Source organism: Micromonospora sp. NPDC049139, assembly GCF_055586845.1.
The window spans coordinates 26,138-51,458 of the sequence record NZ_JBVJHK010000024.1; the positions used below are offsets into that span (position 1 = coordinate 26,138).

Annotated in this window: 26 protein-coding genes and 1 riboswitch; of the genes, 13 read left to right on the forward strand and 13 right to left on the reverse strand. The window is 74.1% G+C overall.

The window, feature by feature from the left end; all coding sequences use genetic code 11:
* Window positions 1-77: 77 nt before the first annotated feature.
* Window positions 78-1,514 (reverse strand): glycine hydroxymethyltransferase, encoded by a 1,437-nt coding sequence (locus tag ACZ6Q9_RS29550; protein WP_393448777.1) that lies wholly within the window; start codon window positions 1,512-1,514, stop codon window positions 78-80.
* Between the two features lie 17 nt (window positions 1,515-1,531).
* Window positions 1,532-1,621: riboswitch (ZMP/ZTP riboswitch) on the reverse strand.
* A gap of 129 nt (window positions 1,622-1,750) precedes the next feature.
* Here ACZ6Q9_RS29550 and ACZ6Q9_RS29555 point away from each other — a divergent pair.
* Window positions 1,751-2,602: a metallophosphoesterase family protein gene (locus tag ACZ6Q9_RS29555; protein WP_393266202.1), complete on the forward strand. Its 852-nt coding sequence runs from the start codon at window positions 1,751-1,753 to the stop codon at window positions 2,600-2,602.
* A 42-nt stretch (window positions 2,603-2,644) separates the two neighbouring features.
* Here the strand turns inward: ACZ6Q9_RS29555 and ACZ6Q9_RS29560 are convergent, their stop codons facing one another.
* The 5 genes from ACZ6Q9_RS29560 to ACZ6Q9_RS29580 form a co-directional block, all read right to left on the reverse strand.
* The gene (locus ACZ6Q9_RS29560) at window positions 2,645-3,145 is read right to left on the reverse strand and encodes a hemerythrin domain-containing protein (protein ID WP_393266200.1); all 501 of its coding nucleotides are present in this window, start codon (window positions 3,143-3,145) and stop codon (window positions 2,645-2,647) included.
* A 114-nt stretch (window positions 3,146-3,259) separates the two neighbouring features.
* Window positions 3,260-4,738 (reverse strand): S8 family peptidase, encoded by a 1,479-nt coding sequence (locus ACZ6Q9_RS29565; protein WP_393266198.1) that lies wholly within the window; start codon window positions 4,736-4,738, stop codon window positions 3,260-3,262.
* Entirely contained in the window at window positions 4,735-5,754 is a 1,020-nt protein-coding gene (locus ACZ6Q9_RS29570) for an NAD(P)H-hydrate dehydratase (protein ID WP_396830471.1), read from the reverse strand. Before ACZ6Q9_RS29570 ends, ACZ6Q9_RS29565 begins: the two co-directional genes overlap by 4 nt.
* Window positions 5,738-6,469, reverse strand: a complete 732-nt coding sequence (locus ACZ6Q9_RS29575; RefSeq protein WP_396830469.1) for a histidine phosphatase family protein — start codon at window positions 6,467-6,469, stop codon at window positions 5,738-5,740. The genes ACZ6Q9_RS29570 and ACZ6Q9_RS29575 overlap by 17 nt, the downstream gene beginning before the upstream one ends.
* Window positions 6,470-6,537: 68 nt before the next feature.
* The gene (locus ACZ6Q9_RS29580; protein ID WP_396830467.1) at window positions 6,538-7,008 is read right to left on the reverse strand and encodes a hypothetical protein; all 471 of its coding nucleotides are present in this window, start codon (window positions 7,006-7,008) and stop codon (window positions 6,538-6,540) included.
* A 122-nt stretch (window positions 7,009-7,130) separates the two neighbouring features.
* Here ACZ6Q9_RS29580 and ACZ6Q9_RS29585 point away from each other — a divergent pair, with 122 nt between their 5' ends.
* The 3 genes from ACZ6Q9_RS29585 to ACZ6Q9_RS29595 all read left to right on the forward strand — a co-directional run bounded on the left by ACZ6Q9_RS29585 (window position 7,131) and on the right by ACZ6Q9_RS29595 (window position 8,888).
* Window positions 7,131-7,361, forward strand: a complete 231-nt coding sequence (locus tag ACZ6Q9_RS29585; protein ID WP_357699478.1) for a hypothetical protein — start codon at window positions 7,131-7,133, stop codon at window positions 7,359-7,361.
* Window positions 7,362-7,493: 132 nt separating this feature from the next.
* Window positions 7,494-7,820: a hypothetical protein gene (locus ACZ6Q9_RS29590; RefSeq protein ID WP_350707556.1), complete on the forward strand. Its 327-nt coding sequence runs from the start codon at window positions 7,494-7,496 to the stop codon at window positions 7,818-7,820.
* Between the two features lie 96 nt (window positions 7,821-7,916).
* The gene (locus ACZ6Q9_RS29595) at window positions 7,917-8,888 is read left to right on the forward strand and encodes a DNA polymerase domain-containing protein (protein WP_393266189.1); all 972 of its coding nucleotides are present in this window, start codon (window positions 7,917-7,919) and stop codon (window positions 8,886-8,888) included.
* A gap of 106 nt (window positions 8,889-8,994) precedes the next feature.
* Here ACZ6Q9_RS29595 and ACZ6Q9_RS29600 read toward each other — a convergent pair whose 3' ends face one another.
* Window positions 8,995-9,501, reverse strand: coding sequence for an Lrp/AsnC family transcriptional regulator (locus ACZ6Q9_RS29600; protein ID WP_393448786.1), 507 nt, complete (start codon window positions 9,499-9,501; stop codon window positions 8,995-8,997).
* Window positions 9,502-9,606: 105 nt separating this feature from the next.
* Here ACZ6Q9_RS29600 and pdhA point away from each other — a divergent pair, with 105 nt between their 5' ends.
* The 6 genes from pdhA (at window position 9,607) to ACZ6Q9_RS29630 (ending at window position 17,148) form a co-directional block, all read left to right on the forward strand.
* Window positions 9,607-10,773, forward strand: a complete 1,167-nt coding sequence (gene pdhA / locus ACZ6Q9_RS29605) for a pyruvate dehydrogenase (acetyl-transferring) E1 component subunit alpha (RefSeq protein ID WP_393448789.1) — start codon at window positions 9,607-9,609, stop codon at window positions 10,771-10,773.
* The gene (locus tag ACZ6Q9_RS29610; RefSeq protein ID WP_393448792.1) at window positions 10,773-11,789 is read left to right on the forward strand and encodes an alpha-ketoacid dehydrogenase subunit beta; all 1,017 of its coding nucleotides are present in this window, start codon (window positions 10,773-10,775) and stop codon (window positions 11,787-11,789) included. Before pdhA ends, ACZ6Q9_RS29610 begins: the two co-directional genes overlap by 1 nt.
* Window positions 11,786-13,153, forward strand: a complete 1,368-nt coding sequence (locus ACZ6Q9_RS29615; RefSeq protein WP_396830465.1) for a dihydrolipoamide acetyltransferase family protein — start codon at window positions 11,786-11,788, stop codon at window positions 13,151-13,153. The genes ACZ6Q9_RS29610 and ACZ6Q9_RS29615 overlap by 4 nt, the downstream gene beginning before the upstream one ends.
* Before the next feature lie 137 nt (window positions 13,154-13,290).
* Window positions 13,291-14,955 (forward strand): right-handed parallel beta-helix repeat-containing protein, encoded by a 1,665-nt coding sequence (locus ACZ6Q9_RS29620; RefSeq protein WP_396830486.1) that lies wholly within the window; start codon window positions 13,291-13,293, stop codon window positions 14,953-14,955.
* Window positions 14,956-15,274: 319 nt separating this feature from the next.
* Entirely contained in the window at window positions 15,275-16,540 is a 1,266-nt protein-coding gene (locus ACZ6Q9_RS29625; protein ID WP_393266176.1) for a L,D-transpeptidase, read from the forward strand.
* Between the two features lie 257 nt (window positions 16,541-16,797).
* Complete coding sequence (locus tag ACZ6Q9_RS29630) at window positions 16,798-17,148, forward strand: STAS domain-containing protein (protein WP_393266173.1); 351 nt, start codon at window positions 16,798-16,800, stop codon at window positions 17,146-17,148.
* Between the two features lie 84 nt (window positions 17,149-17,232).
* On the opposite strand, the gene ACZ6Q9_RS29635 is transcribed toward ACZ6Q9_RS29630, so the two are convergent.
* Complete coding sequence (locus ACZ6Q9_RS29635; protein ID WP_357699385.1) at window positions 17,233-17,625, reverse strand: FKBP-type peptidyl-prolyl cis-trans isomerase; 393 nt, start codon at window positions 17,623-17,625, stop codon at window positions 17,233-17,235.
* 240 nt (window positions 17,626-17,865) lie between these two features.
* The gene (locus tag ACZ6Q9_RS29640; RefSeq protein WP_396830462.1) at window positions 17,866-18,438 is read right to left on the reverse strand and encodes a hypothetical protein; all 573 of its coding nucleotides are present in this window, start codon (window positions 18,436-18,438) and stop codon (window positions 17,866-17,868) included.
* Window positions 18,439-18,652: 214 nt separating this feature from the next.
* On the opposite strand from ACZ6Q9_RS29640, the gene ACZ6Q9_RS29645 reads away from it, so the two are divergent.
* A complete protein-coding gene (locus ACZ6Q9_RS29645) occupies window positions 18,653-19,351 on the forward strand; it encodes a CBS domain-containing protein (protein ID WP_393266167.1) in 699 nt (232 codons plus the stop codon).
* Between the two features lie 335 nt (window positions 19,352-19,686).
* Window positions 19,687-20,625 (forward strand): TerC family protein, encoded by a 939-nt coding sequence (locus tag ACZ6Q9_RS29650; RefSeq protein WP_393266589.1) that lies wholly within the window; start codon window positions 19,687-19,689, stop codon window positions 20,623-20,625.
* A gap of 41 nt (window positions 20,626-20,666) precedes the next feature.
* On the opposite strand, the gene ACZ6Q9_RS29655 is transcribed toward ACZ6Q9_RS29650, so the two are convergent.
* Window positions 20,667-21,395 carry a helical backbone metal receptor gene (locus ACZ6Q9_RS29655; RefSeq protein WP_396830461.1) on the reverse strand — a complete coding sequence of 243 codons (729 nt, stop codon included), beginning with the start codon at window positions 21,393-21,395 and terminating at the stop codon, window positions 20,667-20,669.
* Between the two features lie 34 nt (window positions 21,396-21,429).
* Window positions 21,430-21,999 carry a GNAT family N-acetyltransferase gene (locus tag ACZ6Q9_RS29660; RefSeq protein ID WP_393266163.1) on the reverse strand — a complete coding sequence of 190 codons (570 nt, stop codon included), beginning with the start codon at window positions 21,997-21,999 and terminating at the stop codon, window positions 21,430-21,432.
* 157 nt (window positions 22,000-22,156) lie between these two features.
* Here ACZ6Q9_RS29660 and ACZ6Q9_RS29665 point away from each other — a divergent pair, with 157 nt between their 5' ends.
* Window positions 22,157-23,041, forward strand: a complete 885-nt coding sequence (locus ACZ6Q9_RS29665; RefSeq protein ID WP_393266160.1) for a PDDEXK family nuclease — start codon at window positions 22,157-22,159, stop codon at window positions 23,039-23,041.
* A gap of 36 nt (window positions 23,042-23,077) precedes the next feature.
* Here the strand turns inward: ACZ6Q9_RS29665 and ACZ6Q9_RS29670 are convergent, their stop codons facing one another.
* Window positions 23,078-24,334 carry an MDR family MFS transporter gene (locus ACZ6Q9_RS29670; protein WP_393448810.1) on the reverse strand — a complete coding sequence of 419 codons (1,257 nt, stop codon included), beginning with the start codon at window positions 24,332-24,334 and terminating at the stop codon, window positions 23,078-23,080.
* A 398-nt stretch (window positions 24,335-24,732) separates the two neighbouring features.
* Window positions 24,733-25,080: a histone-like nucleoid-structuring protein Lsr2 gene (locus ACZ6Q9_RS29675; protein ID WP_357699401.1), complete on the reverse strand. Its 348-nt coding sequence runs from the start codon at window positions 25,078-25,080 to the stop codon at window positions 24,733-24,735.
* Window positions 25,081-25,321 lie beyond the last annotated feature (241 nt).

The following is a 25,321-nucleotide window of genomic DNA, read 5'->3' on the forward strand; positions in this document are numbered from 1 at the left end:
CCGGACTGGGACGAGGGCGGGACGGGGACGCCCCCGCGCGGCGGGGCCGGGCGGGGGCGTCGGGGCGGGTGCCCGGGTCAGCCGAGGTCGACGGCCGGGTAGAGCGGGAAGCCCGTGAGCAGGTCGCTGGCCTGCTTGCCGACCCGGTCGGCGACGGCCGGGTCGAGGACGTACTTGGCCTTCGACGGGGTGCCGTCCGGGTTCGCGCCCGGCCGGGTCTGGCTGAGCACGGTGTGGATCAGCTCGGCCGTCTCGTCCATCTGCGCCGGGCCCAGCCCCCGGGTGGTCAGCGCCGGGGTGCCGACGCGGATGCCGGAGGTGTACCAGGCGCCGTTCGGGTCCTGCGGGACGGAGTTGCGGTTGGTGACGATGCCCGAGTCGAGCAAGGCCTGCTCGGCCTGCCGGCCGGTCAGCCCGTAGCCGGTGACGTCGATGAGCACCAGGTGGTTGTCGGTGCCGCCGGTGACCAGCTTGCCGCCCCGGCGCAGCAGCCCCTCGGCGAGGGCCTGGGCGTTGGCGACGATCCGCTGGGCGTAGTCGGCGAAGTCGGGGCGGCGGGCCTCGGCCAGGGCGACGGCCTTGGCGGCCATCACGTGCGGCAGCGGGCCGCCGAGCACCATCGGGCAGCCCCGGTCGACCTGGTCGGCCAGCTCGGGCTGGCAGAGCACCATGCCGCCGCGCGGGCCGCGCAGCGACTTGTGCGTGGTGGTGGTGACGATGTGCGCGTGCGGCACCGGGTCGAAGTCGCCGGTGAAGACCTTGCCGGCGACCAGGCCGGCGAAGTGCGCCATGTCGACCATGAAGGTGGCACCGACCGAGTCGGCGATCTCCCGCATGATCCGGAAGTTGACCTTCCGGGGGTACGCCGAGTAGCCGGCGACCAGGATCAGCGGCTTGAACTCGCGGGCCGCCTCGGCGACCCTGTCGTAGTCGACCAGCCCGGTGGCCGGGTCGGTGCCGTAGCTGCGCTGGTCGAACATCTTGCCGGAGATGTTCGGGCGGAAACCGTGGGTGAGGTGGCCGCCGGCGTCCAGGGACATGCCGAGCATCCGCTGGTTGCCCAGCTCCCGGCGCAGCGCGAACCAGTCGGCCTCGGTGAGGTCGTTGACGTGCCGCGCCTGGGCCTTCTTCAGCGCCGGGGACTCCACCCGGTCGGCCAGGATCGCCCAGAACGCGACCAGGTTGGCGTCGATGCCGGAGTGCGGCTGCACGTACGCGTGGGCGGCGCCGAACAGCTCCCGGGCGTGCTCGGCGGCGAGCGCCTCGACGGTGTCCACGTTCTGGCAGCCGGCGTAGAAGCGGCGGCCGACGGTGCCCTCGGCGTACTTGTCGCTGAACCAGTTGCCCATGGCCAGCAGGGTGGCCGGGGAGGCGTAGTTCTCGCTGGCGATGAGCTTGAGCGACTCGCGCTGGTCGGCGAGCTCGGCGCCGATGGCGTCGGCCACCCGCGGCTCGACGGCGCGGATCACCTCGAGGGCGCTGCGGAAGGCGGTGGATTCGGCGTTCGGCGACATGCGACCTCCAGTGACGTGCGGAAGGCCCAGGCGCTCGGCATGCGTCCTCATGACGGGACCGCTTCCCGATGGTTCTCCATCCCCACGCGCCAGTCACGGCCCACCGCCGATCCTACCGGGTCGGCCGGGCGCGCCCCGGCCCACCTGGGGACCGCCGCACCCGCGGTGCGGTGCATCGATCGGCGCGCGGCCCGCGCGGTTCGCGGTCGTCACCGGCGGCGCATAGGATCGCGGTCATGGCGGGGGAGGACGGCGGGGGCGGCAGCCTGCTCGCCATCAGCGACCTGCACGTGGGGCACCCGGGCAACCGGGCGGTGGTGGAGGGGCTGCGCCCGGGGTCGCCGGACGACTGGCTGATCGTCGCCGGGGACGTCGGCGACACCGTGGCCGACGTCGAGTGGGCCCTCGGGCTGCTCGGCGACCGCTTCGCGCGGGTGGTCTGGGCGCCGGGCAACCACGAGCTGTGGACCCCGCCGGCCGACCCGGTGGCGCTGCGCGGGGTCGCCCGCTACCAGCACCTCGTCGACCTGTGCCGGCGCCTCGGCGTGCTGACCCCCGAGGATCCGTATCCGGTGTGGCGGGGGTCGGGCGGGCCGGTGCTGGTGGCGCCGCTGTTCCTGCTCTACGACCACAGCTGGCGCCCGGAGGGGTTCGACACCCCGGAGGCGGCGCTGGCCGAGGCGTACCGGACGGGGATCGTCTGCACCGACGAGTTCCTGCTGCACCCCGACCCGTACCCGAGCCGGTCGGCGTGGTCCGCCGCCCGGGTCGCCGAGACCGCCCGCCGGCTCGCCGCGCGGGAGCCGGGGCTGCCGACCGTGCTGGTCAACCACTGGCCGCTGCTGCGCGAGCCGACCCGGATCCTGCGCTATCCGATCTTCGCCCAGTGGTGCGGCACCGAGGCCACCGCCGACTGGCACCTGCGCTTCGACGCCGCCGCGGTGGTCTACGGCCACCTGCACATCCCCCGCACCACCTGGCACGACGGGGTGCGGTTCGAGGAGGTGTCGGTGGGCTACCCGAGGGAGTGGCGGTCCCGGGCCGTACCGCCGGCGCTGCGGCGGATCCTGCCCGCGGCCCCGGCGTGACGACGGACCCCGGCGCACCGGGGCCCGTCGGAGGCGGTCGGCTCAGGCCGTCACGGCGTCGAGCGACTTCTTGATCGCCTTCGGGTCGGTCGGCTTGCGCGGCGCGTCCGCGCGCAGCTCGATCATCCGCTCGCCGATCTCCTGGAGCTGCTTACGGCCGAGCGCCTCGCGCACCTTCGGGAACCACTCCTGCTCCTCCTCCTCGACGTGGTGCAGGACACTCTCGATCAGCACCGTGGTCTTGGCGTTGAAGCGCTCATCGTCGGCGTCCATGGCGAACAGTTCGGCGCAGAGCACGTCGGCGACGTGGTGCTCCTCGTACGACTCGAGGATGTCGTCCTCCAGGTCGGGCAGGAGCTTGCGGACCTCCGGGTACATCACCTCGTTCTCCAGGTAGGTGTGCACCGTGAGGGCCTCCAGGATCTGGCTCACCAGCTTCTGCCGCCGCGCGGCCGGTCCCTCCTCGGCATCCTGGAACGCCTTGAACAGACGGCGCATCTCCTTGTGGTCCTCTTTCAACAGGACGATGGCATCGGTGGACACCGTTGACCTCCTCGGCTCGTCGGACGCCCCCTCCCGTACCCCGGCCGTGAGCAGCGAAAACGGGTGGGGCCCGGCGGATCACCGCCGGGCCCCACCACGGGTCGTGCCGTGCTGCTACTTCACCACGTTGTACGCGTTGACCATGCCGGCGCCGTAGAACGAGTTGCGCTCGCCCCCCGTGCAGGTGGCCGGGAAGCCCGGCCGCGGCTCCCAGACCCCCTCCTCACAGGGGACCGACTCGGCGGTCCGCTCCAGGAAGGACGCCAGCTGGCCCGGCGTCATGCCGGGGTGGGCCGACAGGGCCAGCGCCGCGACGCCGGCCGCGTGCGGGCTCGACATCGACGTGCCCTGCTTGTAACCCCAGCCGTTGGTCTTCGTCGCCGTGTCGAAGGTGGTCGACAGGATGCCGTCGGTCGGGGTCGGGCTGACGCCGTTGGTGCGGAACCGGGTGTCACCGCCGGGCGCGGTGACGTCCACGACGCCCAGGCCGTACGAGGAGTAGTAGCTCTTCTTGCCGGTCGGGGCGACCGCCGAGACGGTCACCACGCCCGGCGCCTCGCCCGGCAGGACGAGGCAGGAGTTGGTGAGGTCTTCCCGGGTCTCCGGGTCCTCCGTCGGCGGCAGGTTGTTCGGGCTGCCGGTGTCGGTGATCTTGTGGGCGAGGTCCCAGTTCGAGTTGCCCGCCGACGCGACGTGGAGCACGCCCTTGCTCTGCGAGTAGCGGATGGCCCGCTGCACGGCCTGCCACACCGGGCGCTGGCGCGCGTCGTTGCGGCAGTTCAGCTCCCACGGGTCGATGAAGTAGCTGTTGTTGGTGACCTGCATGCCGTGGTCGGCCGCCCACATGAAGCCGCAGAGCGCGGCCTCGGGGTAGATGAACCGGTCATCGTTGACGACCTTGACGGCGGCCACCTTGACACCCGGCGCCACACCGGTCACGCCGACGCCGTTGACGGCGGCGGCGATGGTGCCGGCCACGTGCGTGCCGTGGTCGGAGACGGTCGGGTTCCAGGCCGCCTCGGTGGTGTCCGCGACACCGCCGACGCAGGACGCGCTCCTGTCCTTGGCGATCTGGTCCTTCAGGTCGGGGTGGCTGGAGGAGATGCCGCTGTCCAGCACGCCCACCACCACGCTGGCGCTGCCGGCGTTGACGGCGTGGGCCTGCGGGACGTCGATCATCGGCATGTCCCACTGCTGACCGAACATGGGTTCCTTGGTCGGGTCGGCGGTCGCGTTCGCCGCCACGGCCGCGGAGACCTCCAGGGTCTCGCCCTCCTCCAGGGCGGTGCCCAGGCCGGCGGTGGACGCCACCGAGTCGACGCCCGCGCCCGCCACGTCCGTGACGAAGTCGGGGTTGGCCGACCGGACGACGAGCACGCCGATCTGGTCGTAGCTGGCCACCACGGTGCCCTTGGCGGCGGCCACGCGGGCGGCCGCCTTGTCGGTCTTCGCGCCCTGCGGGGCGAGGACCAGGAACGTGGTGTCCGGGCCGGCGGCCGACGCCGCCGGGGCGAGCCCGCCGGTGACGGCGAGGCCGACACCGAGTGTCACGGCGGACGCGGCAGCCAGTGTCTTGCGACGGAGGTTCTTCACACAGACTCCCAGGGGGCTGTTTCCAGCCGGATACGCCCCCTGGCGGGGAGCGGCCGGCGGGAGGCGGGCGGGGGTGCCCTCCTCCGACCCACCAGCGTAGGAGCGGAGTGTGGCGTTACACACATCCGTTCGGCCAGACAAGGAAGTGTCAGACGGTGGCGAGGGTGGGGAATCTCGTCCAGCAGCTCCCGGGCGAGGAACCCGATCCGGCCGAACCGCGGCACCAGCCGCTGGCCGCTCACCGCGTGGGCGAACGACGCCCAGCACGCGGCCTGCGCCGGCTCGGCGCCCCGCGACAGCAGCCCGGCCAGCAGTCCGGCGCGGACGTCCCCGCTGCCGGACGTGCCGAGCCCCGCGTCGCCGCTCTCCTCCCGCCAGCTCCGCCCGTCGGGTGTGGAGACGTGGCCGTAGAGCGAGACCACGGCGTCGTACCGGCCGGCCAGCTCGATGGCCTCGGCGTCCAGGTCGTCGCCCGGGTCCCGGCCGAGCAGGTGCCGCGCCTCGGTGAGGTTGGGGGTGAGCACCACCGGCCGTCCGGACCCGACCAGCAGGTCCGGGGCGTGGCTGAGCGCACCCAGGGCGTACGCGTCGAGCACCAGCGCCGTCTCCCGGGCGGCCGCGTCGAGCACCAGGCGCAGCAGCGCCCCCGTCTCGTCGATGTCCTTCAGGCCGGGGCCGAGGGCGACCACGTCCGCCTCGGCCACCAGGTCGCCCAGCAGTTCGCCGGGCCCGCCCGCGACCGCGCCGTCGGCCTTCTCGGGCAGGCCCACCACCAGCGCCTCGGGCACCTGGATGCTCAGCGCGGCGGCGGTGGACTCGGCGGCGGCGAGCTGGAGCACCCCGGCCCCGGCCCGCAGCGCGGCCACGCCGGCGAGCAGCACCGCCCCGGGGGTGAACCGGGAGCCGCCGACCACCAGCACCGTGCCCCGGGCCTCCTTGCCCCCGGTCGGCACCGGCAGCGCCCAGTCCCGTAGCAGCCTGGGGGTGATCACCAGCGTGTCAGACCGGTTCGGCATGGACCTCGTCCTCCCTGGTCGGCCGGGCGCCCTGGGCCCGCAGGTGGCCGACGTCGTTGAACACGTCCAGGCTCAGCCGGCCGTCGGCCCCGGCGGACCAGCCGGTGATCGAGCAGTTGGCGATGACGTGCTCCCGGGTCAGCGCCATCAGCGCCGCCTCGGTCAGCCCCTCCACCAGGTAACGGGTCAGGAAGACCAGGGCGTCATGGCCGAACAGCAGCGCCCGCCGGCCCTCGTGGTCGCGACGCAGGTCGCCGAGGAGGGCGCGCAGGCGCAGCGCCACGTCCGTCCAGGACTCGCCGCCCGGCGGCCGGTAGTAGAACTTGCCGAGCCGGTCCCGGCGCGCCGCCTCCTCCGGGTGGCGCCGGCGCGCCCCGTACCCGGTCAGCCCGTCCAGGATGCCGAGTTCCCGGTCGCGCAGCCGCTCGTCGCGGGTGAGTGGGATCCCGGTGCCGGCCAGGGCCAACTCGGCGGTCCGCACGGCCCGCAGGTACGGCGACACCACCGCGACGTCGGGCCGGCGGGCCTCGGGCAGCCCGGCCAACCAGCGCGCGGTGGCCCGGGCCTGCTCCTCCCCGGTCGGGCTCAGCGGCACGTCCGCGTCCCGGTGGGTCAGGTCGATCAGCTCGGCGCCGGACGCCTCGGCCGCGGTGGCCGCCACGTTCGCCGTGCTCTCGCCGTGCCGGACGATCCAGAGCGCTGCCAGTTCCGCCATGCGGCACCCCCTACCCGAGGCCCGCCCCGGATAACCGCCCCCCGCCGCCGCGGCGGGCGGCGGGACGTTCAGGTCGCCGGGCAGCGGGCGAAGAGGGTGGTGAAGCCGGACTCGACGCGCTCCACGCCGAGCACCAGGCCCGCGCCCTCCCCGGCGATCGTCAGTTCCAGCTCCTCGTCCACCTGGACCGACTCGAAGCTCGACCAGTCGAGCACGACGTGGTCGCGCCGGGCCTGGAACATGTCGCCGTGGTCCACGAAGACGCGCCACCGGCCGGCGCCGTGCCGCGGCACCGCGCCCGCGTGCTCGGTCTCCCGCCGGTAGCCCGGCACGAAGTCCTCGTCGTGCAGAACCTCGTCGATCAGCGAGGCGGAGACGTCGGTGACGGTGAATCCGCCGGCCGCGTCGAGGGTGAGCACGTCCCGTTCCTGGCCGCACCAGACACCGGTGACGTCGGCGGCGGTAGGCGGCGGCTCGCCCGCGCAGCCGGCGGCGACAGCCACCAACGCCAGCGACACGTACCCCGTCCGTCCGCGCACGAACGCCCCCCTCCGCCCCGGCATGGTAGTCCCGCCGTCGGGCGTGAACGGGACCAGGCCGGGTAAGCGCTGCTGCCACCGAACGGCGAAGAGCGAGATGGGGAGGTACGTCCGTGGCGACCATGACCAAGGAAATGATCAGCCCGGTCAAGGACCAGAACTACGACCTGATCCACGTCCTGCAGATGTCGTTGCAGCACATCTGGAAACTGGACACGTATATCGCCGACGCGGAGTCGCGGGGCGACACGGAACTGGCCACCTGGTTCCGGAAGATGCAGGAGAACAACCGCAAGGCGGGTGAGCAGGGCAAGAAGATGCTCATGTCGCGCCTCCAGGAGGAGATGAGCTGAGTTCGGCCCGACGTGGCCGGGCGGCCGGAGACGGGCCGCCCGGCCATCTCGCGTACGCCCGGCGTACGGGGCAGCGCGGACGGCGGTCGACCGGCAGAATGTCCATCCGGGTCGCACGGGATGGAGCCGCCGATGACGGTCGTCAGGGGTCTGCGGGAAGCACTGGTGCTGTTCGTGATCGCGCTCGTCGTGGTCGCGGCCGCCGCCGGGGTCTGGGTCGCCCTGGGCGGCGGCGACTTCGTCTACCGCTTCGGCATCGCCCTCGTGGTGGTCGGGGGGCTGCTCGGGATCACCGGTGACCTCACCCTGAGCCGAATCGGCATGATGGGGGCGCGCGCCACCTTCGGCGTGGCGCCCGAACGCGAGGCCGCCGGCGAGGGGCGGGTGCTCACCGGGATCGGGATCTTCCTGTTCGTCGGTCTGCCGCTCATGGCCGTCGGCATCATGCTGATCGCCTGAGACTGAGCCCGACGGCCGCCGGCCGGGTCGGAGGCGCGCTTCGCCGGGGGCCGCGACGGGCCGTGCCGACCGGCCCGCCGGGTTACGGTGTGGGGCGTGGCGACGCCGGCCGAGGAGATCAAGGTGGGGGAGCGGCTGGTCCGCGTCTCCAGCCCCGACAAGCCGTACTTCCCAGAGCTGGGGCTGACCAAGCTGGACGTGGTGCGGTATTTCCTGGCCGTCGGCGACGGCGTCCTGCGCGCCCTGCGGGACCGGCCGACCATGTTGGAGCGGTGGCCGCGCGGCGTCTTCCCGGGGGCGAAGATCGGCACCCGGCAGGACAACCGGGGCGACGCCTTCTACCAGAAGCGGCTTCCGGCGGGGGCGCCCGAGTGGGTGCGCACCGCCCACATCACCTTTCCGAGCGGGCGTACGGCCGACGAGGTCGCGCCGAGCGAGCTGGCCGTGGTGATCTGGGCGGCGAACCTCGGCACGCTGCGCTTCCACCCGTGGCCGGTCTCCGCCGCCGACGTCGAGCGGCCCGACCAGCTCCGGATCGACCTCGACCCGATGCCGGGGGTGGGCTTCGACCAGGTGGTGCCGGTGGCCCACGAGGTGCGCGCGTTCCTCGACGAGCTGGGGCTGACGGGCTATCCGAAGACCACCGGCGGGCGGGGCCTGCACGTCTACCTGTCGATCGAGCCCCGGTGGAGCTTCGGCGAGTGTCGGCGGGCGGTGCTGGCGCTGGGCCGGGAGATGCAGCGCCGGCTGCCGGAGCTGGTCACCACCACCTGGTGGCGGGAGCAGCGGGACCGCCCGGTCTTCGTCGACTACAACCAGATGTCCCGGGACCACACGATGGCCTCGGCGTACTCCATCCGCCCCACCCCGCAGGCGCTGGTCTCCGCGCCAGTGGACTGGTCGGAGCTGGACGACGCGCGGCCGGAGGACTTCGACGTCACCACGATGCCGGCCCGGTTCGCCGAGCGCGGCGACCCGCACGCGGGCCTCGACGACCGGCGCTTCTCGCTCGAGCCGCTGCTGGAGTTGGCCGACCGGGAGGGGCTGGAGGCCCCGCCGGAGCGCTGAGCCCGCCGGCCACGGCGGACCGCGGCCGCAGTGCCGAGCCCGCCGGCCGCCGCGGGCCCGGCCGGCGGGCCGCCGGAGCGGCGAGCCTGCCCGGCCAGCCCGGCGCTCACTCCCACGGGCTGCGGTCGCCGTCGAACTCGTCGAAGACCAGCCAGGTGCGGGTGGACAGCACCCCGGCGATGCTCTGCACCCGGCCCAGCACCACGTCCCGCAGCGTGGCGTTGTCCGGCGCCCGGACCAGGGCCAGCACGTCGTGGTCGCCGCCGAGCAGCGCGGCGTGCTCGATGTAGCGCACCCGGGCCAGCTCCGCCGACACCTCCCGCCAGGTGTTCTGCTCGATCTTGAGCGCGACGTACGCCGAGGTGCCCAGCCCCGCCGCCTCGGGCGCGACCTGGGCCCGGAAACCGGTGATCACCCCGTCGCGCAGCAGCCGCTCCACCCGCGCGTACGCGTTGGTGCGGGAGATGTGGATCCGTTCGGCGAGGGTGCGCACGGAGGTGCGGCCGTCGCGGACCAGTTCGTCGAGGATCCGCCGGTCGACCTCGTCCAGGGGGCGGGCCGAACGTCCCGTTCCGGCGGTCGACTCCGCGCTCGGCCCGGACTCCTGGCTCATCTCGATGCCTCCCGCATGCCATCCGTCCCGCGTTTGTCATGGATCTTGAGTCAATCATCCGACGGCAGGAGCATAGGCCCACCACACGTCCCAGGAGGTCCCGCCGTGACGACCACACCCGAGGCGGTCCGCAGGGCATCCCCGCGCAGGCGCCGGGCGGCCACCCCGCCCGACCCGGCCAAGCCGCTGCTGCCGGCCACCGAGCCGGTCCGCCTGCTCGATCCCGCCGGCACGCCGCTGCCCGCCCACGCCGACTACCCCGAGCCGCCCGTCGAGGCGCTCGCCGACATGTACCGGCGGATGGTCATCGGCCGCCGCTTCGACATCCAGGCCACCGCCCTGACCAAGCAGGGCCGGCTGGCGGTCTATCCGTCCTCGCGCGGCCAGGAGGCCTGCCAGGTCGGCGCGATCCTCGCCCTGCGCGAGGACGACTGGGTCTTCCCGACCTACCGGGAGTCGATGGCGCTGGTCTCCCGGGGCATCGACCCGGTCGAGGTGCTGACCCTGCTGCGCGGCGACTGGCACTGCGGGTACGACCCCGCGGCCCGGCACACCGCCCCGCAGTGCACCCCGCTGGCGACCCAGTGCGTGCACGCCGCCGGGCTGGCCTACGGCGAGGCGTACCAGGGGCGGGACACCGTCGCGCTGGCCTTCATCGGCGACGGGGCCACCAGCGAGGGCGACTTCCACGAGGGCGTGAACTTCGCCGCCGTGTTCAAGGCGCCGGTCGTCTACTTCGTGCAGAACAACAAGTACGCCATCAGCGTCCCGCTGTCCCGGCAGACCGCCGCGCCGTCGCTGGCGTACAAGGGCGTGGGCTACGGCGTGCCCAGCGAGCAGGTCGACGGCAACGACCCGGTGGCCGTCCTCGCGGTGCTCACCCGCGCGGTCGCGCACGCCCGCGCAGGCTTGGGGCCGTTCCTCGTCGAGGCGCACACCTACCGGATGGAGCCGCACACCAACGCCGACGACGCCACCCGTTACCGCGACGGCGCCGAGGTCGACGCCTGGCGGGACCGGGACCCGGTCGCCCGCCTGGAGACGTACCTGCGGGCGCGGGACGTGCTCGACGACGCGCGGGTCGCCGCGATCGCCGACGAGGCCGAGGCGTACGCCGCCGACCTGCGTACCCGGATGAACGCGCAGCCGACGGTCGACCCGATGAGCCTCTTCGACCACGTCTACGCCGAGCCCACCCCCCAGTTGGTCGAGCAGCGCGAGCAGGTCCGCGCCGAGCTGGCCGCCGCCGCAGACGAGGAGGGTGAGCGCTGATGGCCACCCTGACCATGGCGAAGGCGCTCAACGCCGCGCTCGCCGACGCGATGCTCGACGACGACCGGGTGGTCGTCTTCGGCGAGGACGTCGGCGCGCTCGGCGGCGTCTTCCGGATCACCGACGGCCTCCAGGCCCGGTTCGGCGACAAGCGCTGCTTCGACACGCCGCTCGCCGAGGCCGGCATCGTCGGCTTCGCCGTCGGCATGGCCATGTCCGGGCTGCGCCCGGTGGTGGAGATGCAGTTCGACGCGTTCGCGTACCCGGCGTTCGAGCAGATCGCCTCGCACGTGGCGAAGCTGCGCAACCGCACCCGGGGCGCGCTCAGCGTGCCGATCGTCATCCGGGTGCCGTACGCCGGCGGCATCGGCGGGGTCGAGCACCACTGCGACTCCAGCGAGGCGTACTACGCCCACACCCCCGGCCTGAAGGTGGTCACCCCGGCGACGGTCGAGGACGCGTACTCGCTGCTGCGCCAGGCGATCGACGACCCCGACCCGGTCGTGTTCATGGAGCCGAAGAAGCTCTACTTCTCCAGCGCCGACGCGGAGCTACCCGCGACCGCCCCGCCGATCGGCCGCGCGGTCGTGCGCCGCCCGGGCCGCGACGCCACCCTCGTCGCGTACGGGCCGGCGGTGCCGGTCGCGCTGGAGGCCGCCGAGGCCGCCCGCGAGGAGGGCTGGGACCTGGAGGTGGTGGACGTGCGCAGCATCGTGCCGTTCGACGACGAGACCGTCACCGCCTCGGTCCGCCGCACCGGCCGGTGCGTGGTGATCCACGAGGCGCAGGGCTTCGCCGGGGTCGGCGCCGAGATCGCCGCCCGGGTGCAGGAACGCTGCTTCCACGCCCTGCACGCCCCGGTGTTGCGGGTGTCCGGCCTGGACATCCCCTACCCGGCGCCGATGCTGGAGCACACCCACCTGCCGTCGGTGGACCGGATCCTCGACACGGTGGCCCGACTCCAGTGGGACGACCAGCCGGACGGGCGCTGGCTGACCCGGGGGAGCGCGGCGTGACCACCGTGGACGGGACGCAGGTCTTCCTCCTGCCCGACCTTGGGGAGGGGCTGAGCGAGGCCGAGATCGTCGAGTGGCGGGTCGCCGTGGGCGACGTGGTCACGGTGGACCAGACCGTCGTCGAGGTGGAGACCGCCAAGGCCGTCGTCGACGTGCCCTGCCCGTACGCCGGGCGGGTCGTGGCGCTGCACGGCGCGGCGGGTGAGGTCCGCCCGGTCGGCCAGCCGCTGGTCACCATCGCGCCGGTGGGCGGCGACGGCGGGGCCGGCGACGAGCCCGCCGGGCACGCCACCTACCGCGAGGAGGAGCGCGCCGGCTCCGGCAACGTCCTGATCGGGTACGGCACGGGCCACGGCGGCTCGGGGCGGCGGCGTCGCCGGCCCCGCCTCGCGGTCGCCCCCGACCCCCGCCCGGCCGAGCCCCTGGCGGCGCCCGCCGCCCCGGCGGTGGCGGCGGACCGCCCGCACGACGCGGCGCCCCTGGTCATCTCGCCGATCGTGCGTCGGCTGGCCCGCGAGCACGGCCTCGACCTGGCCGCGCTGCGCGGCACCGGCCCCGGCGGGGTGGTGCGCCGCGCCGACGTGGAGGCCGCCGCGGCCGAGGCCGCCTCGCCGGCCGCCCGGCTCGCCGCGGTGCCGGACCAGCCCGCCGGGCCGGCCGCGCCGGAGGCGGCGGACGTGGTCGTCCCGTTGACCGGCATCCGCAAGGCGATCGCCGACAAGCTCTCCCGCAGCCGGCGGGAGATCCCCGAGGTGACCATCTGGGTGGACGTCGACGCCACCGGGCTGCTGGAGACCCGGGCCGCGATCAACGCGGCGACCCCGGACGCGCCGGTGAGCATCCTGGCCCTGCTCGCCCGGATCTGCCTGTCCGGGCTGCGCCGGTTCCCGCAGCTCAACGCCCGCGTCGACACCGAGGGCGAGCGGATCGTCCAGTCGGCCGGGGTGCACCTGGGCATCGCCGCCCAGACCGACCGGGGGCTGGTCGTGCCGGTGCTGCGGGACGCCCAGCGGCTCACCACCGCCGAGCTGGCCGCCGAGCTGACCGCGACCACCTCGGCGGCCCGGGCCGGCACGCTGCCCCCGGCCCGGCTCACCGGCGGCACCTTCACGCTGAACAACTACGGCGTCTTCGGCGTCGACGGCTCCACGCCGATCATCAACCACCCCGAGGCGGCGCTGCTCGGGGTGGGGCGGATCGTGGACAAGCCGTGGGTGGTGGACGGGCAGCTCGCGGTGCGGAAGGTGACCCAGCTCAGCCTGACCTTCGACCACCGGGTCTGCGACGGCGGGGTGGCGGGCGGTTTCCTGCGGCACGTCGCCGACTGCGTCGAGCAGCCGGCGCTGCTGATCGCCAACGTCTGACCCGCTGCGACGGCCCCGGTTCCGCCTCCCGGCGGTGCCGGGGCCGTCGCCGTCGCGGCCGGCGTTTCCCCGAATGCGGTCCGGGAATGCGGGCCTGGCTGTCCCGCCGAGGGGAGGACGAGGTGGCGTACCCGGACATGCCCTCCGCCGGCGGCGTGCGCCGCTACGCGGTCGCCGGTGCCCCGCTGCTCTGCGACGCCCGGGAGCACGGCCTGGTGGGCGACGGCGAGACCAACGACCAGCCGGCCCTGGCGGCGCTGGTGGACCGCCTCGGCGACGCGTACGCCGCCGACGGCCGGGTCCGGATCATCTACTGCCCGCCGGGGGTGTACTCGATGCGGGACTCGGGCACCGTCTGGCGTTCCGGGGTGTCGCTGATCGGGGCCGGCCCGGGGGCGACCCGCTTCGTGCTCAGCAACGCCGGCAACCGGGCCGATCCCGCGCCGCTGGCCTTCCACACCGCGCGGCAGCACGGGGCCGGCCGGGAGCGCCACCTGGCCGACTGCACGTTCGCCGACTTCGAGATCGACGGTTCGGGCGTGGCGTCGGCGGACTACAACCCGCTGGCCAAGGGTCTCGGCCTGCAGTACGTCGTCCGGGGCATGTTCCGCAACCTGTACATCCACCACACCGCCGCCACCGGCCTGGGCTGCGACTTCCTCCAGGACTGCCTGATCGACGGGGTGCTGGTGGTCGGCTGCGGGCGGCTGGACAACGGCACCGAGATGGGCGGCGCGGGCATCGGCATCGGCATCGGCGGCTGGGGCAGCGTCGAACGGTTCAACATCGTCAACTGCAGCGCGGTGGCCAACGCGACGAACGGGATCTTCCTGGAGTTGCAGGAGGCGAATCACCTGCGCCCGCGCGGGGTGCGGATCATCGGCTGCCACGCCCAGGGCAACCGGTTCGGTATCTCCGACTGGGGCGCGAACGGTCTGATCGTCTCCGCCTGCACGATGACCGGCAACCTGGAGGCGGGCTTCCACGTCTCGGCGAAGGGCACCACGCACACCGCCGGGCGGGGTGGCCTGCTCACCGACTGCGTGATCGACGGCAACCTGGGCGACGGGGTCAGCATCGGCAACACCCCGGGCCCCTACACGATCCGCGGCAACCGGATCAGCGGCAACGGCCGGTACGGCTACCACCAGCGCAACCTCGGCGGCGTGGAGCAGCGGATCGCCGAGGAGATCGTCATCGAGAGCAACGACTTCTACGGCAACAGCGCCGACGCCATCCGCATCGACCGCCCGCTCCGCGACATGATCCTGGTCGGCAACCGGATCCGCAACAACGGGCGGCAGTGCGCGCCGGCGATGAGCGGGCACGGCGACTCGGTGCGCTACAGCGAGCGGAAGGTGGTGGACCGGCGGGCGACCTGGCCGAACGACGGTCACCGGGGCAAGGTGGTGCGCGTCGGCGACGGGATCGCCATGGTGGCCGCCAACGACGACACCGAGCTGACGCTCGCGCCGATTCGCCCCGACGCCTCCAGCGGATGGAGCGGGGGCACGCCGCTGCCGGGAACGCCGTACGAGCTGCCGGCCGGCCCGCCGGTGCGGGCCGGCATCACGATCAACGCGGCGGTCGACTCGGCCACCATCCGGGGAAACCGGATCTGGGACAACAAGCACCCGAGCACCCAGAACCACGGCCTCTGGATCACCGACGAGGGCAGTTGCGTGGACTGCCGGGTGGAGGACAACGACCTCGCCGGCAACGCCGACTCCGCCATCCGCATGGACACCCCGCCGGTCGGCGGCCGGTGGGAACGCAACCACGGCGACGACGACTGGACCTGAGCCGGCGCCACACGGGTGGCCGAGGTCGCCCGGCCGTTGCCGTCGCCACCGGCACGAGGCCGGGGCGGGGCACCGGGGGTGGGTCGGGTGGGAACGGCGCGGGGCGGCGCAACCGGGACGCGGCGGCATGGCCGGGCTCCGGCGGTGCGGGTCCGGGCGATCCCGGACGGATCCGGAAACGGGGGCACCCGGACTCATTCCGCGCAGTCCGGCAAATGCCCCCCATAATTGCGTTTCCCTTTTCGCCGAAAATTGCGCGCCCATCCGGGCGGTATGGAGAGAATGTGGCGGAGGACGCCAATTAACGGGGGGACGCATCATGAAGTTGAGGCGGCGACTGACGGTTCTGGCCGTGACCATCGCGGCCACGCCGTTGGCCCTCGGCGGGTGCACCGCCGACCGCAAACCGGGTGCCGGGTCGGCCGAGGGCCGGGCGGCGGCCCCGGAGCTGGCCGTGACGCCCGCCGACCGCGCCCGCGAGGTGCCGGTCAGCGCCGAGGTGGGGACCGTCGTCAAGGGCGGACGGGTCACGTCGGTCCGGATCACCGACGACAAGGGCGCGGAGATCAAGGCGGAGCCCCGGGAGGACGGCTCGGGCTGGGTGCCGAGCAGGCCGTTGCAGCCGCGGCGCACCTACACCGCGGAGGTGACCGCCACGGGCGACTCGGGGAAGACCACCACCCGGAAGACCACCTTCACCACGATGCCGAAATCGTCGAAGCCGGAAATCACCAGCACGTTGTATTTCGCCGGCAACCGGACGTACGGCACCGCCATGCCGGTGACCGTCGCCTTCGACCCGCCCATTCCGAAAGAGGCCAGGGCGGACGTGCAGCGCCGATTGTTCGTGAAGACCGACCCGCCGCAGCCGGGCACCTGGTCGTGGGTGTCCGACGGCAGCCAGGTCTATTACCGGGCCCCCGATTTCTGGCGCCCGGGCACCACGATCAGCGTCCGGGCCGGGCTGGAGGGCCTGCCGATCGGCAAGGACCGGGTCGGCGACTCCGACCGGACCGCCACTTCCAAGATCGGCCGGCAGGTGGCCCTGGAGATCGACAACGCGACCAAGCAGATGTCCGTGGTGCGCGACGGCAAGGTCGTCCGCAAGATCCCGGTCAGCATGGGCAAGCCGAGCACGCCGACCTCCAGCGGCAAGATGGTGATCATGGAGAAGCACGAGCAGACGACGTTCGACACCCGGGGTTCGGCCGACCCCTACGTGGTCGACGTCGAGGACGCCCAACGCCTCACCTGGGGCGGTGAGTTCATCCACGCGGCGCCGTGGTCGGTGGGGGACCAGGGCAACACCAACGTCTCGCACGGCTGCACCAACGTCTCCAACGAGGCCGCGGACTGGCTGATGGGCGTCACGCAGGTCGGCGACCTGGTGACCATCAAGGGCACCGAGGTCGAGTTGAACGAGGGCAACGGCTGGACCGCGTGGAACGTCGGCTGGGACGAGTTCGCCAAGGGCAGCGCGCTGCCGGTGCCGGCCGGGCTCCGGCCGGCCCCGTCGCAGGCCCCGCACCCGGGCGCCGTGGCCGGGGGCTCGCCGGTGCCGGCGCCGTCCGTCCGCGGCGGCTGACCCGGCCGTACGCACACCAGGGACCGGTCCGCCGCCAGGCGGGCCGGTCCCCGACCTGCCGAGCCGGCGGGACACGGTGTGGCACCCGCCGGCTCTCGACGCCGGGCGGCGGCGCGGGTGGGCCGGAGCTCACCGCGGCGGTGCGGTCCTCCTCCCTGAGGAGGATCAGGGAGGCCCTCGGGGGTGACCCTGGGTGGACCCGGATCCCGTCCCTGGGCAGGGCGGAAATGTCGGTGGTGGGGGCTAGATTCGTCGGCATGGGGCAGCGTGAGGACAGGTTCCACGTCGAGGTCAGCGTGGACGACTACGTGGTGGACGTGCGGGCGATCGGCGAGGTCGACATCGCCACGGTCGCCGCGTTCCGCTCCGCGCTCTGGGCGGCCCCCGCCCGGCCGGTGCTCCGGCTGGATCTCTCGGGCGTCCGCGTGCTCTCCGCCGCCGGGGTGCGGGCGCTGGTCGCCGCGCACCTGCGCATCCGCGCCCGGGGCGGCGAGTTGGTGCTGCTGCACCCCGACCCGGTGGTCGCGCGGGTGTTGCGGGCCACCGGCCTGCACCGGGTCATCCCGATCGTCGACGCATGCGCCGACCGGGAGCTCGTGGCCTGCTGACCACCCCCGGCCGATTCGGGTGCGTGTGCGGCCCGGGGCCGACCGCGCGTGTGCGGGGTCGGCCCCGGGCCCGTGCTCAACGGCTCAGCGCACGCCGACCAGGTCGACGACGAAGACCAGGGTCTCGCCCGGCTTGATGACGCCACCGGCGCCCCGGTTGCCGTAGCCCAGGTGCGGCGGGATGGTCAGCCGGCGCCGGCCGCCGACCCGCATGCCCACCACGCCCCGGTCCCAGCCGGCGATGACCTGCCCGGCGCCGAGCCCGAACTCGAACGTCTCGCCCCGGTTCCAGGAGGAGTCGAACTCGCGGCCGGTGGAGTGCGCGACCCCCACGTAGTGGACGTCGGCCAGCTGCCCCGGCTGGGCCTCCGGTCCCTCGCCGACGGTGATGTCCTCGATGACGAGATCGGCGGGCGGCGCGCCCTCGATCGGGCCCACCTCGGGCTTGCCGGAGCGGGCGCCTGCTGCCTGGTTCATACGGGAGTCTCCTGCCGTTTCGGTCCTGATGTCCCGGTCACCATCCTGCCGGATGGCGACCGGCCGGCGCGCGGCGGTCCCGGGGAGCCGCCCGCGTGCGTCGGCGTATCGGCGATGCGCGAGGCCTCGACGCCCCCGGGCGGGAAAGCCGGGGCCGGCCAGGCGCGACGACGTGGGCGTAGGCACGGACCAGCGGGCGTCACCGGTGGTGACGCCCGCTGGGTGAGGTGCCGGACCAGGTCAGCGGAGCCAGGGGAATCGCCGGACGAGGGGGAGCTTCGCCCAGGCCGCGCCCAGGCCCAGGGTGGCACCGGCGTTGACCAGCGCGAGACCGACCAGCAGGGCCGCGTTGAGCAGGTGGTCGTCGATGAAGGGGTTGTTCTCGGGGGGCAGGACGACCGTCCACATCATCACGTAGAGCACCACGCCGGCGACGGCGGCGACGCGCATCCCGATGCCGAGCAGCAGCGCCACGCCGATCGCGGCCAGGCCGGTCATGAAGAGCACGTCCGCCCAGGCGGCCCCGGCGATGCCGTTGTAGAAGCCCTTGAAGGGGCCGGCCGCGCCGAAGGTCAGGAAGCCCTTGGTGGGGCTGCCGCCGTTGAGCCAGGCGTTCTTCGCCTCGGTGGCGTGCCCCAGGCCGAAGACCTTGTCCAGGAACGCCCAGAGGAAGGTCCAGCCGAGGGCGATTCGGATGCCGGCGAAGACGTACCGGGTGGCACGCTCCCGGGTGGTCTCGGCGGGGTGCCGGGTCTGTGTCGCAGGGGCGATGGTCCCGGCGGTGATCCGTTCGGTCGTGGTCATTGTCTCCACGTCCCTTCGTGTGCCTCGCACCGCGCTTCCCGGTGGCATCTTCATTGGACACCCGCCGACGCTCGCCGGGCAGGGCCGACCGGGCCCCGTCGGACCGGGACCTTGGGCCCCTTCCACACCGGTCCACCCGGCCGTGCCGACCCGGTCTCGCGACCCTGACCCGGCGGGCGGTCGCGGCCATACCGTCACAGGTGCCAACGGCAGGGAGGTCGTGATGAGGACGTGGCAGGTGGGCGACGTGATGACGCGGGACGTCGCGACGGTGGGGGAGGAGACCCCCTACCGCGAGATCGTCGACGCGCTGGTCCGGCGGGGCATCAGCGGCGTGCCCGTGGTGGACGGGTTCCGCCGGGTGCTCGGCGTGGTGTCCGAGTCGGATCTGCTGCACAAGGTGGAGCGGGCCGGTCACCCGGACGAGCGGCGGATCTTCGAGGGGCGGCGGCGCCGCAGCGCCCGGGAGAAGGCCGACGCGCTGCTGGCCCGCGAACTGATGACCGCGCCGCCGGTGACCACCTGGCCGGAGGCGACCATCTCCGCCGCCGCGCGGCAGATGGACCGGGAGTCGGTGAAGCGGCTGCCGGTGCTCGACGATCTGGGCCGGCTCGTCGGCATCGTCACCCGGGGCGACCTGCTGCGGGTGCACCTGCGTACGGACGCGGAGATCCGCGAGGACGTGGTGCAGGAGGTGCTGCGCCGGGTGCTCGCGGTGCGGGACGGCCTGGTCACCGTCCAGGTGCGCGACGGTGAGGTGACGCTCGACGGCCGGCTGGACCGGCGCAGCGCGGTCGAGCTGGCGGGGCGGCTGGCCGGGCAGGTCAGCGGCGTGGTCCGGGTGACCAGCACCATCGCGTACGACGTCGACGACCGCACGCTGGTCGAGCGGGACGCGGACCGGGCCACCCCGGTGGCCTGACCGGCGACGCCCGGGCCCCGCCGTCCGGGCGGGGCCCGTCGGCGTGCCGCCCGCCCGGCCCGCGCACCCCCCCGGCCGACGGCAGCCGGCACCTGAGACCCGGGAGCCGCCGGGCAGCGGCGACCGGGCCTGGCCGGCGCCCGCCGACTTGCCCGGACGGCCGTCGGCCGGTGGGCGGCTCGCCTAGGCTCGGGGGCGGGCGCGGGGTGGCTCCGCCGCCGAGCCCCGCGCCACGGGACCGCGCCCGCGCCGGAACCGCCGGGCTCCCGGCGCGCGCGGGAAGCGGAGCCGCCCTGTCCCGTCGCGGGTGGGGAGGGCGCCGGGTGGACGAGGCGATGTTCGCGGCGCCGCTGTGGGCCTGGGCGGCAGTGGGCGCGGTCATCGCCGTCATGCTGGCCGTGGACCTGCTCTCCCACCGCGACAACCACGTGATCGAGCTGCGCGAGGCGCTGGTGTGGAGCGGCGTCTGGATCACCGCCGGGCTCACCTTCGGCCTGGTGGTCTGGCTCTGGTGGGGCGGCGAGCCGGCCGTGGCGTACTTCTCCGGCTACCTGCTGGAGAAGGCGCTCTCGGTCGACAACGTCTTCGTCTTCGCGCTGCTGTTCGGCTACTTCCGGGTGCCCGCCGGTTACCAGCACAAGGTGCTCTTCTGGGGGGTCGTCGGGGCCCTCGCGTTCCGGCTGGCCTTCATCTTCGCCGGTGCCGCGCTGCTGGAGCGGCTGGCCTGGGCCGGGGTCGTGCTCGGTGCCTTCCTGGTCTGGACCGGGGGGCGGCTCGCGGTGCGCGGCGAGCCGGACGTCGAACCGGACCGCAACGTCGCGGTCCGGGTGTTCCGGCGGCTGGTCCCCACCGAGCCGCGCTACCACGGCGGCCGGTTCACGGTCCGGGTCGACGGCCGGCGCAGGGCCACCCTGCTGCTGGTCGCGCTGATCGCGATCGAGGCCACCGACGTGGTCTTCGCGATCGACTCGGTGGCGGCGATCCTGGCCATCACCACCGACACGTTCCTGGTCTGGACGGCGACGGCGTTCGCCGTGCTCGGGCTGCGCAGTCTCTACTTCTGCCTGGCCGGGCTGCTGCGGCACTTCGGCTACCTGCGGTACGGGCTGGCCGTGCTGCTGGCCTTCGCCGGGGCGAAGCTGATCCTGGCCGAGACGCCGGTGGGGAAGCTGCCGGTCTGGCTCACCCTCGCGGTGGTGGTGCTGACCCTGTCGGTCGCGATCGGCTGGAGCGTGCTCGCCGCCCGTCGGGAGCGCCGGCACGCGGGCGCCTGACCCGACGGGCGCGTCGACCGACGGGCGACGTGCCCGGGCGGTCAGCCCGGCCGGACGACCGGGTCGGCGAGCTGGGCGGAGAGCAGGGCGGGCGCCGCGGCCAGGGACGGGCCGTACCAGGTCAGGTGCCGCCCGGAGAGCAGCGCGCACGGGATGCCGGGAAACGCCTCCGGCCCGTCGTCGGCGGTGAACCGGTACGGCTCGTCCGGCAGCACCACCAGCTCCGGCTCCCGGGCGCGCAGCTCGTCGAGGCTCGGACGGGGATAACGTTCGGCGTCGTCGGCGTACAGGTTGGTGACGCCGAGTCGGCGCAGCACGTCCCCGGCGAACGTGTCGGCGCCCAGCACCACCCACGGGCGACGCCAGACCGGCACCACCGCCCGGCGGGGCGGCCCGGCCGCGGGCGGGGCGGCCCACGCCCGGCGGGCCGCCGCCAGCCACTCCGGCTCCGCCGGCGCGCCCAGCTCGCGGAGCAGGTCGCCCAGCTCGGTCAGCGCCTCGTCGACGGTCCGCGGGTAGGTGACCCGCACCGGCACGCCGGCCGCGGCCAGGGCCTCGGCGTCGACGCGGCGGTTCTCCTCGACGTTGAGCAGCACCACGTCCGGTCGTAGCGCGAGCACCCGGTCCAGGTCGGGGTACTTGCTGCCACCGACCCGCGCCACGTCCAGCCCCGCTGGGTGGGTGCACCAGTCGGTGGCCCCGACCAGCAGGTGGGGCAGGGTCAGCGCCACCGCCTCGGTCAGCGACGGCACCAGCGACACGACCCGCACCGCGCACCCCCTGTCGACAACCGGTCCCACTCGATCATGCCCCGGCGGCGGGGGCCAGCCACTCCTGCCGGGTCAACGCGTACTCGACCTCGCCGTGCTCCGCCCCGTCGATCATCTCCGGCCAGTCCCCGACGTACGTGCGCACGAAGCGCAGCCCGGACTTCTCCATCACCCGGCGGGAGGCCGCGTTGACGGCCATCGTGTTCGCGGTGACCCGTTGCACGCCCAGCTCGGTGAAGCCCTTGTCGATCAGCGCCCGGCAGCCCTCGGTGGCGAGGCCGCCGCCCCAGGTCGCCCGGCGCAGGCGGTAGCCCAGCTCCACCTCGCGGGCGTCGCCGTCGCGTGTCGGGCGGAACTCGAACCAGCCCAGGAACTCGCCCGACCCCCGGCCCAGGGCCGCCCACCAGCCCAGCCCCGGCGGCCGCCGGTAGTGGGCGAGGATCCGGGGCAGGGTGCGCTGCCGGACCACCTCCGGCGGGGTGGGACGCCCGCCGGTGAGGTATCGCATCACCTCGGGGTCGCCGTCCAGATCGACGAGGAGTTCCGCGTCGTCGGGGGTGAACTCGCGCAGCACCAGCCGGTCGGTGCTCAGGAAGAGCGTCACCGGCCCATCCCACCGGGCGGCCCCGGGCGGCTCAACCGAATTCCCCGCTCGTGCCGCCCCCGCCGCACCACCCCGGCTCCGGCCATGATCGACGGCCTAGACTCGCTCCGGGCCGACGAGTCGGCCCGGGCGACGGCAGGACGGACGGATCACGCGGATGACGAGCACCGGTGGCGGGGACGGTTCCTGGCTGCGCGCGGTGACCGGGGACGGCGGTCGCGGCCCGCTGCTCACCCGGGCCGGCCAGCTCGTGTACGGCGCCCGCCGCCTCGGCGAACTCGCACACGGGCGTCCGACCGGCATCACCGGCCACCAGTGGAGTACGGCCACCCGGGAGGGCTACGACTTCGTCGTCTGCGCCGCCGACACGGCCCGGCCGGTCTTCGCCGTGGAGGTCGGCCCGGTCGCGCCCGCCGGCTCCGCCGGGCAGCGCGCCGAGCGGATGAAGAACGTGGTCGCCGAGGCGGTCGGCCTGGCGGTGCTGCGGATCGGGTCGCCCACGTTACGCGCCGACGAGCACGGGCGACGGATCGTGGCGTACGTGCTCGACGCCCGCGCCTACGCGGCGCTCGGTGCGGGGGAGCCGGAGGCGGGGGAGGTGCCCCCGATCGGGTTCCGCGACATCTTCGGCCGGCTGCCCGACGGGCGGACGGGCCACGTCAACGACCTCGGCGCGCTGGCCCGGGCCGCGGCGGTCGACGCGTACGTGTCGCGGAGGCTGGTGGACCCGATCGTCCGGGGGCTGCACCTGAGCTGGCGGGGCGGGCCGGCCGAGGGGTGGAGCTGGGTCGAGGTGCGTCCCGGCGCCTGCCTCGTGGAGCGGGTGACGGTGCACGAGCAGCGGGTCTCCGCCGGCGTGGACCCGGCCCGCCTGGCCGAGGACCTGGCGGCGATGGCCGTCGGCCAGCGGCTGCGCGAGCTGGAGACGGCCGAGCCGGTCCTGACGCCCCGCGAGGAGCTGCTCGCCGACATCCGGCTGCTCGAGTCGCGGCGCGACGAGATGGCGCACGGGTTCGCCTTCGCGCACCTCTGCGCGGACTGACCCGCCCCGGCGCACCCCGGCGGTCCCCGCCTGTCGTCAGGCCACGGCTGCCGCCGTCCGGCCGGGGGCGGCGGCCGAGGTGGCACCGGCCCGCAGGGCCTCGATCCGCCTGGCCCGGGGGCGGACCGCGAGGAGGTTGCCGGCGGCGACCAGCAGGGCCAGACCGAACAGGCCCAGCCAGAGGGCGTCGGTGGAGAACCGGGCGGCGACCAGCCCGCCGAGGGTCGGCCCGGCGAAGCTGGCGAAGGCGTAGCCGAGCGAGTAGACCCCCTGGTAGCGGCCGCGCTGCGCCGCCGGCGACAGGTCCGCCGTCAGCGCCGAGTTCGCCGGGGTCATCAGCATCTCGCCGAGCGTCCAGACGGCGACCGTGAACGCGTAGAACCACACCGCGTCGGCCAGCGCGGTCAGCGCGAAGCCGGCGCCGACCACCACGACGGCGGCGGCGATGGTGCGGGACCGGTCGAAGCGGCCGACCAGCCGGGGCACGAAGAGCTGCCCCAGTACGATCATCAGCCCGTTGACCGCGATGACCGGCCCGTACGCCGACGCCGGCAGGCCGTCGGCCTGCAACGCGACGGGGAGCATCACGCTGCCCTGGATGCAGAGCCAGGCCAGCCCGGTGAGGGCGGTGAAGGTCAGGAAGACCCGGTCGCGCAGCACCGTGCCGAGCCCGCCGGAGTCGGCGCGGGTGAACTGCCCGACGGTGACCGGGGCGGGGCGCGACTCGGGCACCTTCAACCCGATCAGCGCGGCGGTGCCGAGCAGCACCGCCGCGTTGACCAGGAACAGCAGCAGCGGATCGGCGCGGACCAGCAGGCCGGCGACGGTCGCGGCGACGGCGAACCCGATGTTGATCGCCCAGTAGTTGAGCGTCAGGGCGCGCAGCCGGTCCCGCTCGCCCACCACGTCGATGATGGTGGCGGTGAAGGCCGGTCGGGCGACGCCGAGGAAGAGCCCGAGCAGGAGGGTGAGCGCCGCGACCGCCGTGGGGTGGTTGCTCAGGCCCAGCGACAGCGCCGCGGCGGCGGCGGCCACGTTGCCGGCCAGCATTGCCGGCCGCCGCCCCCACCGGTCCGCGACGACCCCGCCGAGCACGCTCCCCGCCGCGCTGCCGGCCCCGTGCAACCCGATCACCACTCCGGCGTACGCGGGGCTGAAGCCCCGCACCGAGACCAGGTAGACGCCGAGGTAGATGGCGACGAAGCTACCCAGCCGGTTGATCAGCGTGGCCGTCCAGAGGTACCAGAACGTGCGGGGCAACCCGCCGGCCGTCTGGCTCCACCAGCGCGTCATCCGCCACCCCCGAGATGCGTTTGCGTAATGCCCGACAAAGCTGTCGCTCATTACACTCCGGGGGTGCGACGGTCTCGGGTCGCGCGGGCACGAATCGTGGCGGTGATCACCCGCGCCCGGGGCCGCCCGGGTCGCCACCGGCCGCTTCGCCGCCTTGGGCGGGTCGCCGGTCCTCGGGCCGGATCCCGGTTCCGTCCGGTCGCGGGAATCCGCCCGGCGCGGTCACTCGGGGGTCGCCCGGCGATCCGTGGGGGCCGCTCGGCGAATGCGCCGCCCGCGAATGCGTCCGCCGCCGGATGCGGGCCGTGCGAATGGGCGGCCGTGGGAAAAGACCGGCGGGGCCCCGCTGATTCCGCAGCGTGACCCCGCGTGGACGCGAGCGTGAACCCGGCGCCAGGTCAGCGGTTCTTGTACGCCTCGGCGACCTCGACCGGGATGCGGCCGCGCTCGGAAATCTTGTAGCCGTTCTTGACGGCCCATTCCCGGATGGCCCGGTTCTGCTCCCGGTCCATTCCCGCGCCGCCCGGGGTGCCCGCCCGGCGGGGTGCCCGCCCGACGTCGACGGTGCCGCGCCCGATCCGCCGGCCAGCGCTGATGTACGGGTCGAGGGCCTTGCGCAGCACGCCCGCGTTCTCGTCGGAGACGTCGATGGTGTACGCCACGCCGTCCAGACTGAACTCGACGGTCCGGTCAGCCTTTCCGCCGTCGAGGTCGTCGGTCAGAACAGTGATTACTTTTCTCGCCATCGCCAATTACTCCCTGTGTGGGGCGGGGTGTGGTCAAAGTTTGACCTATCGCACCGCAATTGCGCAACAATACGCGTCGTTTTCATTTCGGCGGGTCGCGTTATCGCGGGAAATCGGCGCGGCCGGCGCAAAGGCGGGGGAGTTCGGGTGGCCAGCACGTCGGCGTGGCCGGCGAGCGCCGCGGCCTCGGCGCCGGTGCGTGAGTTGATGCTCCCGGACGCGCCAGGCGGCGCGGGGAAGT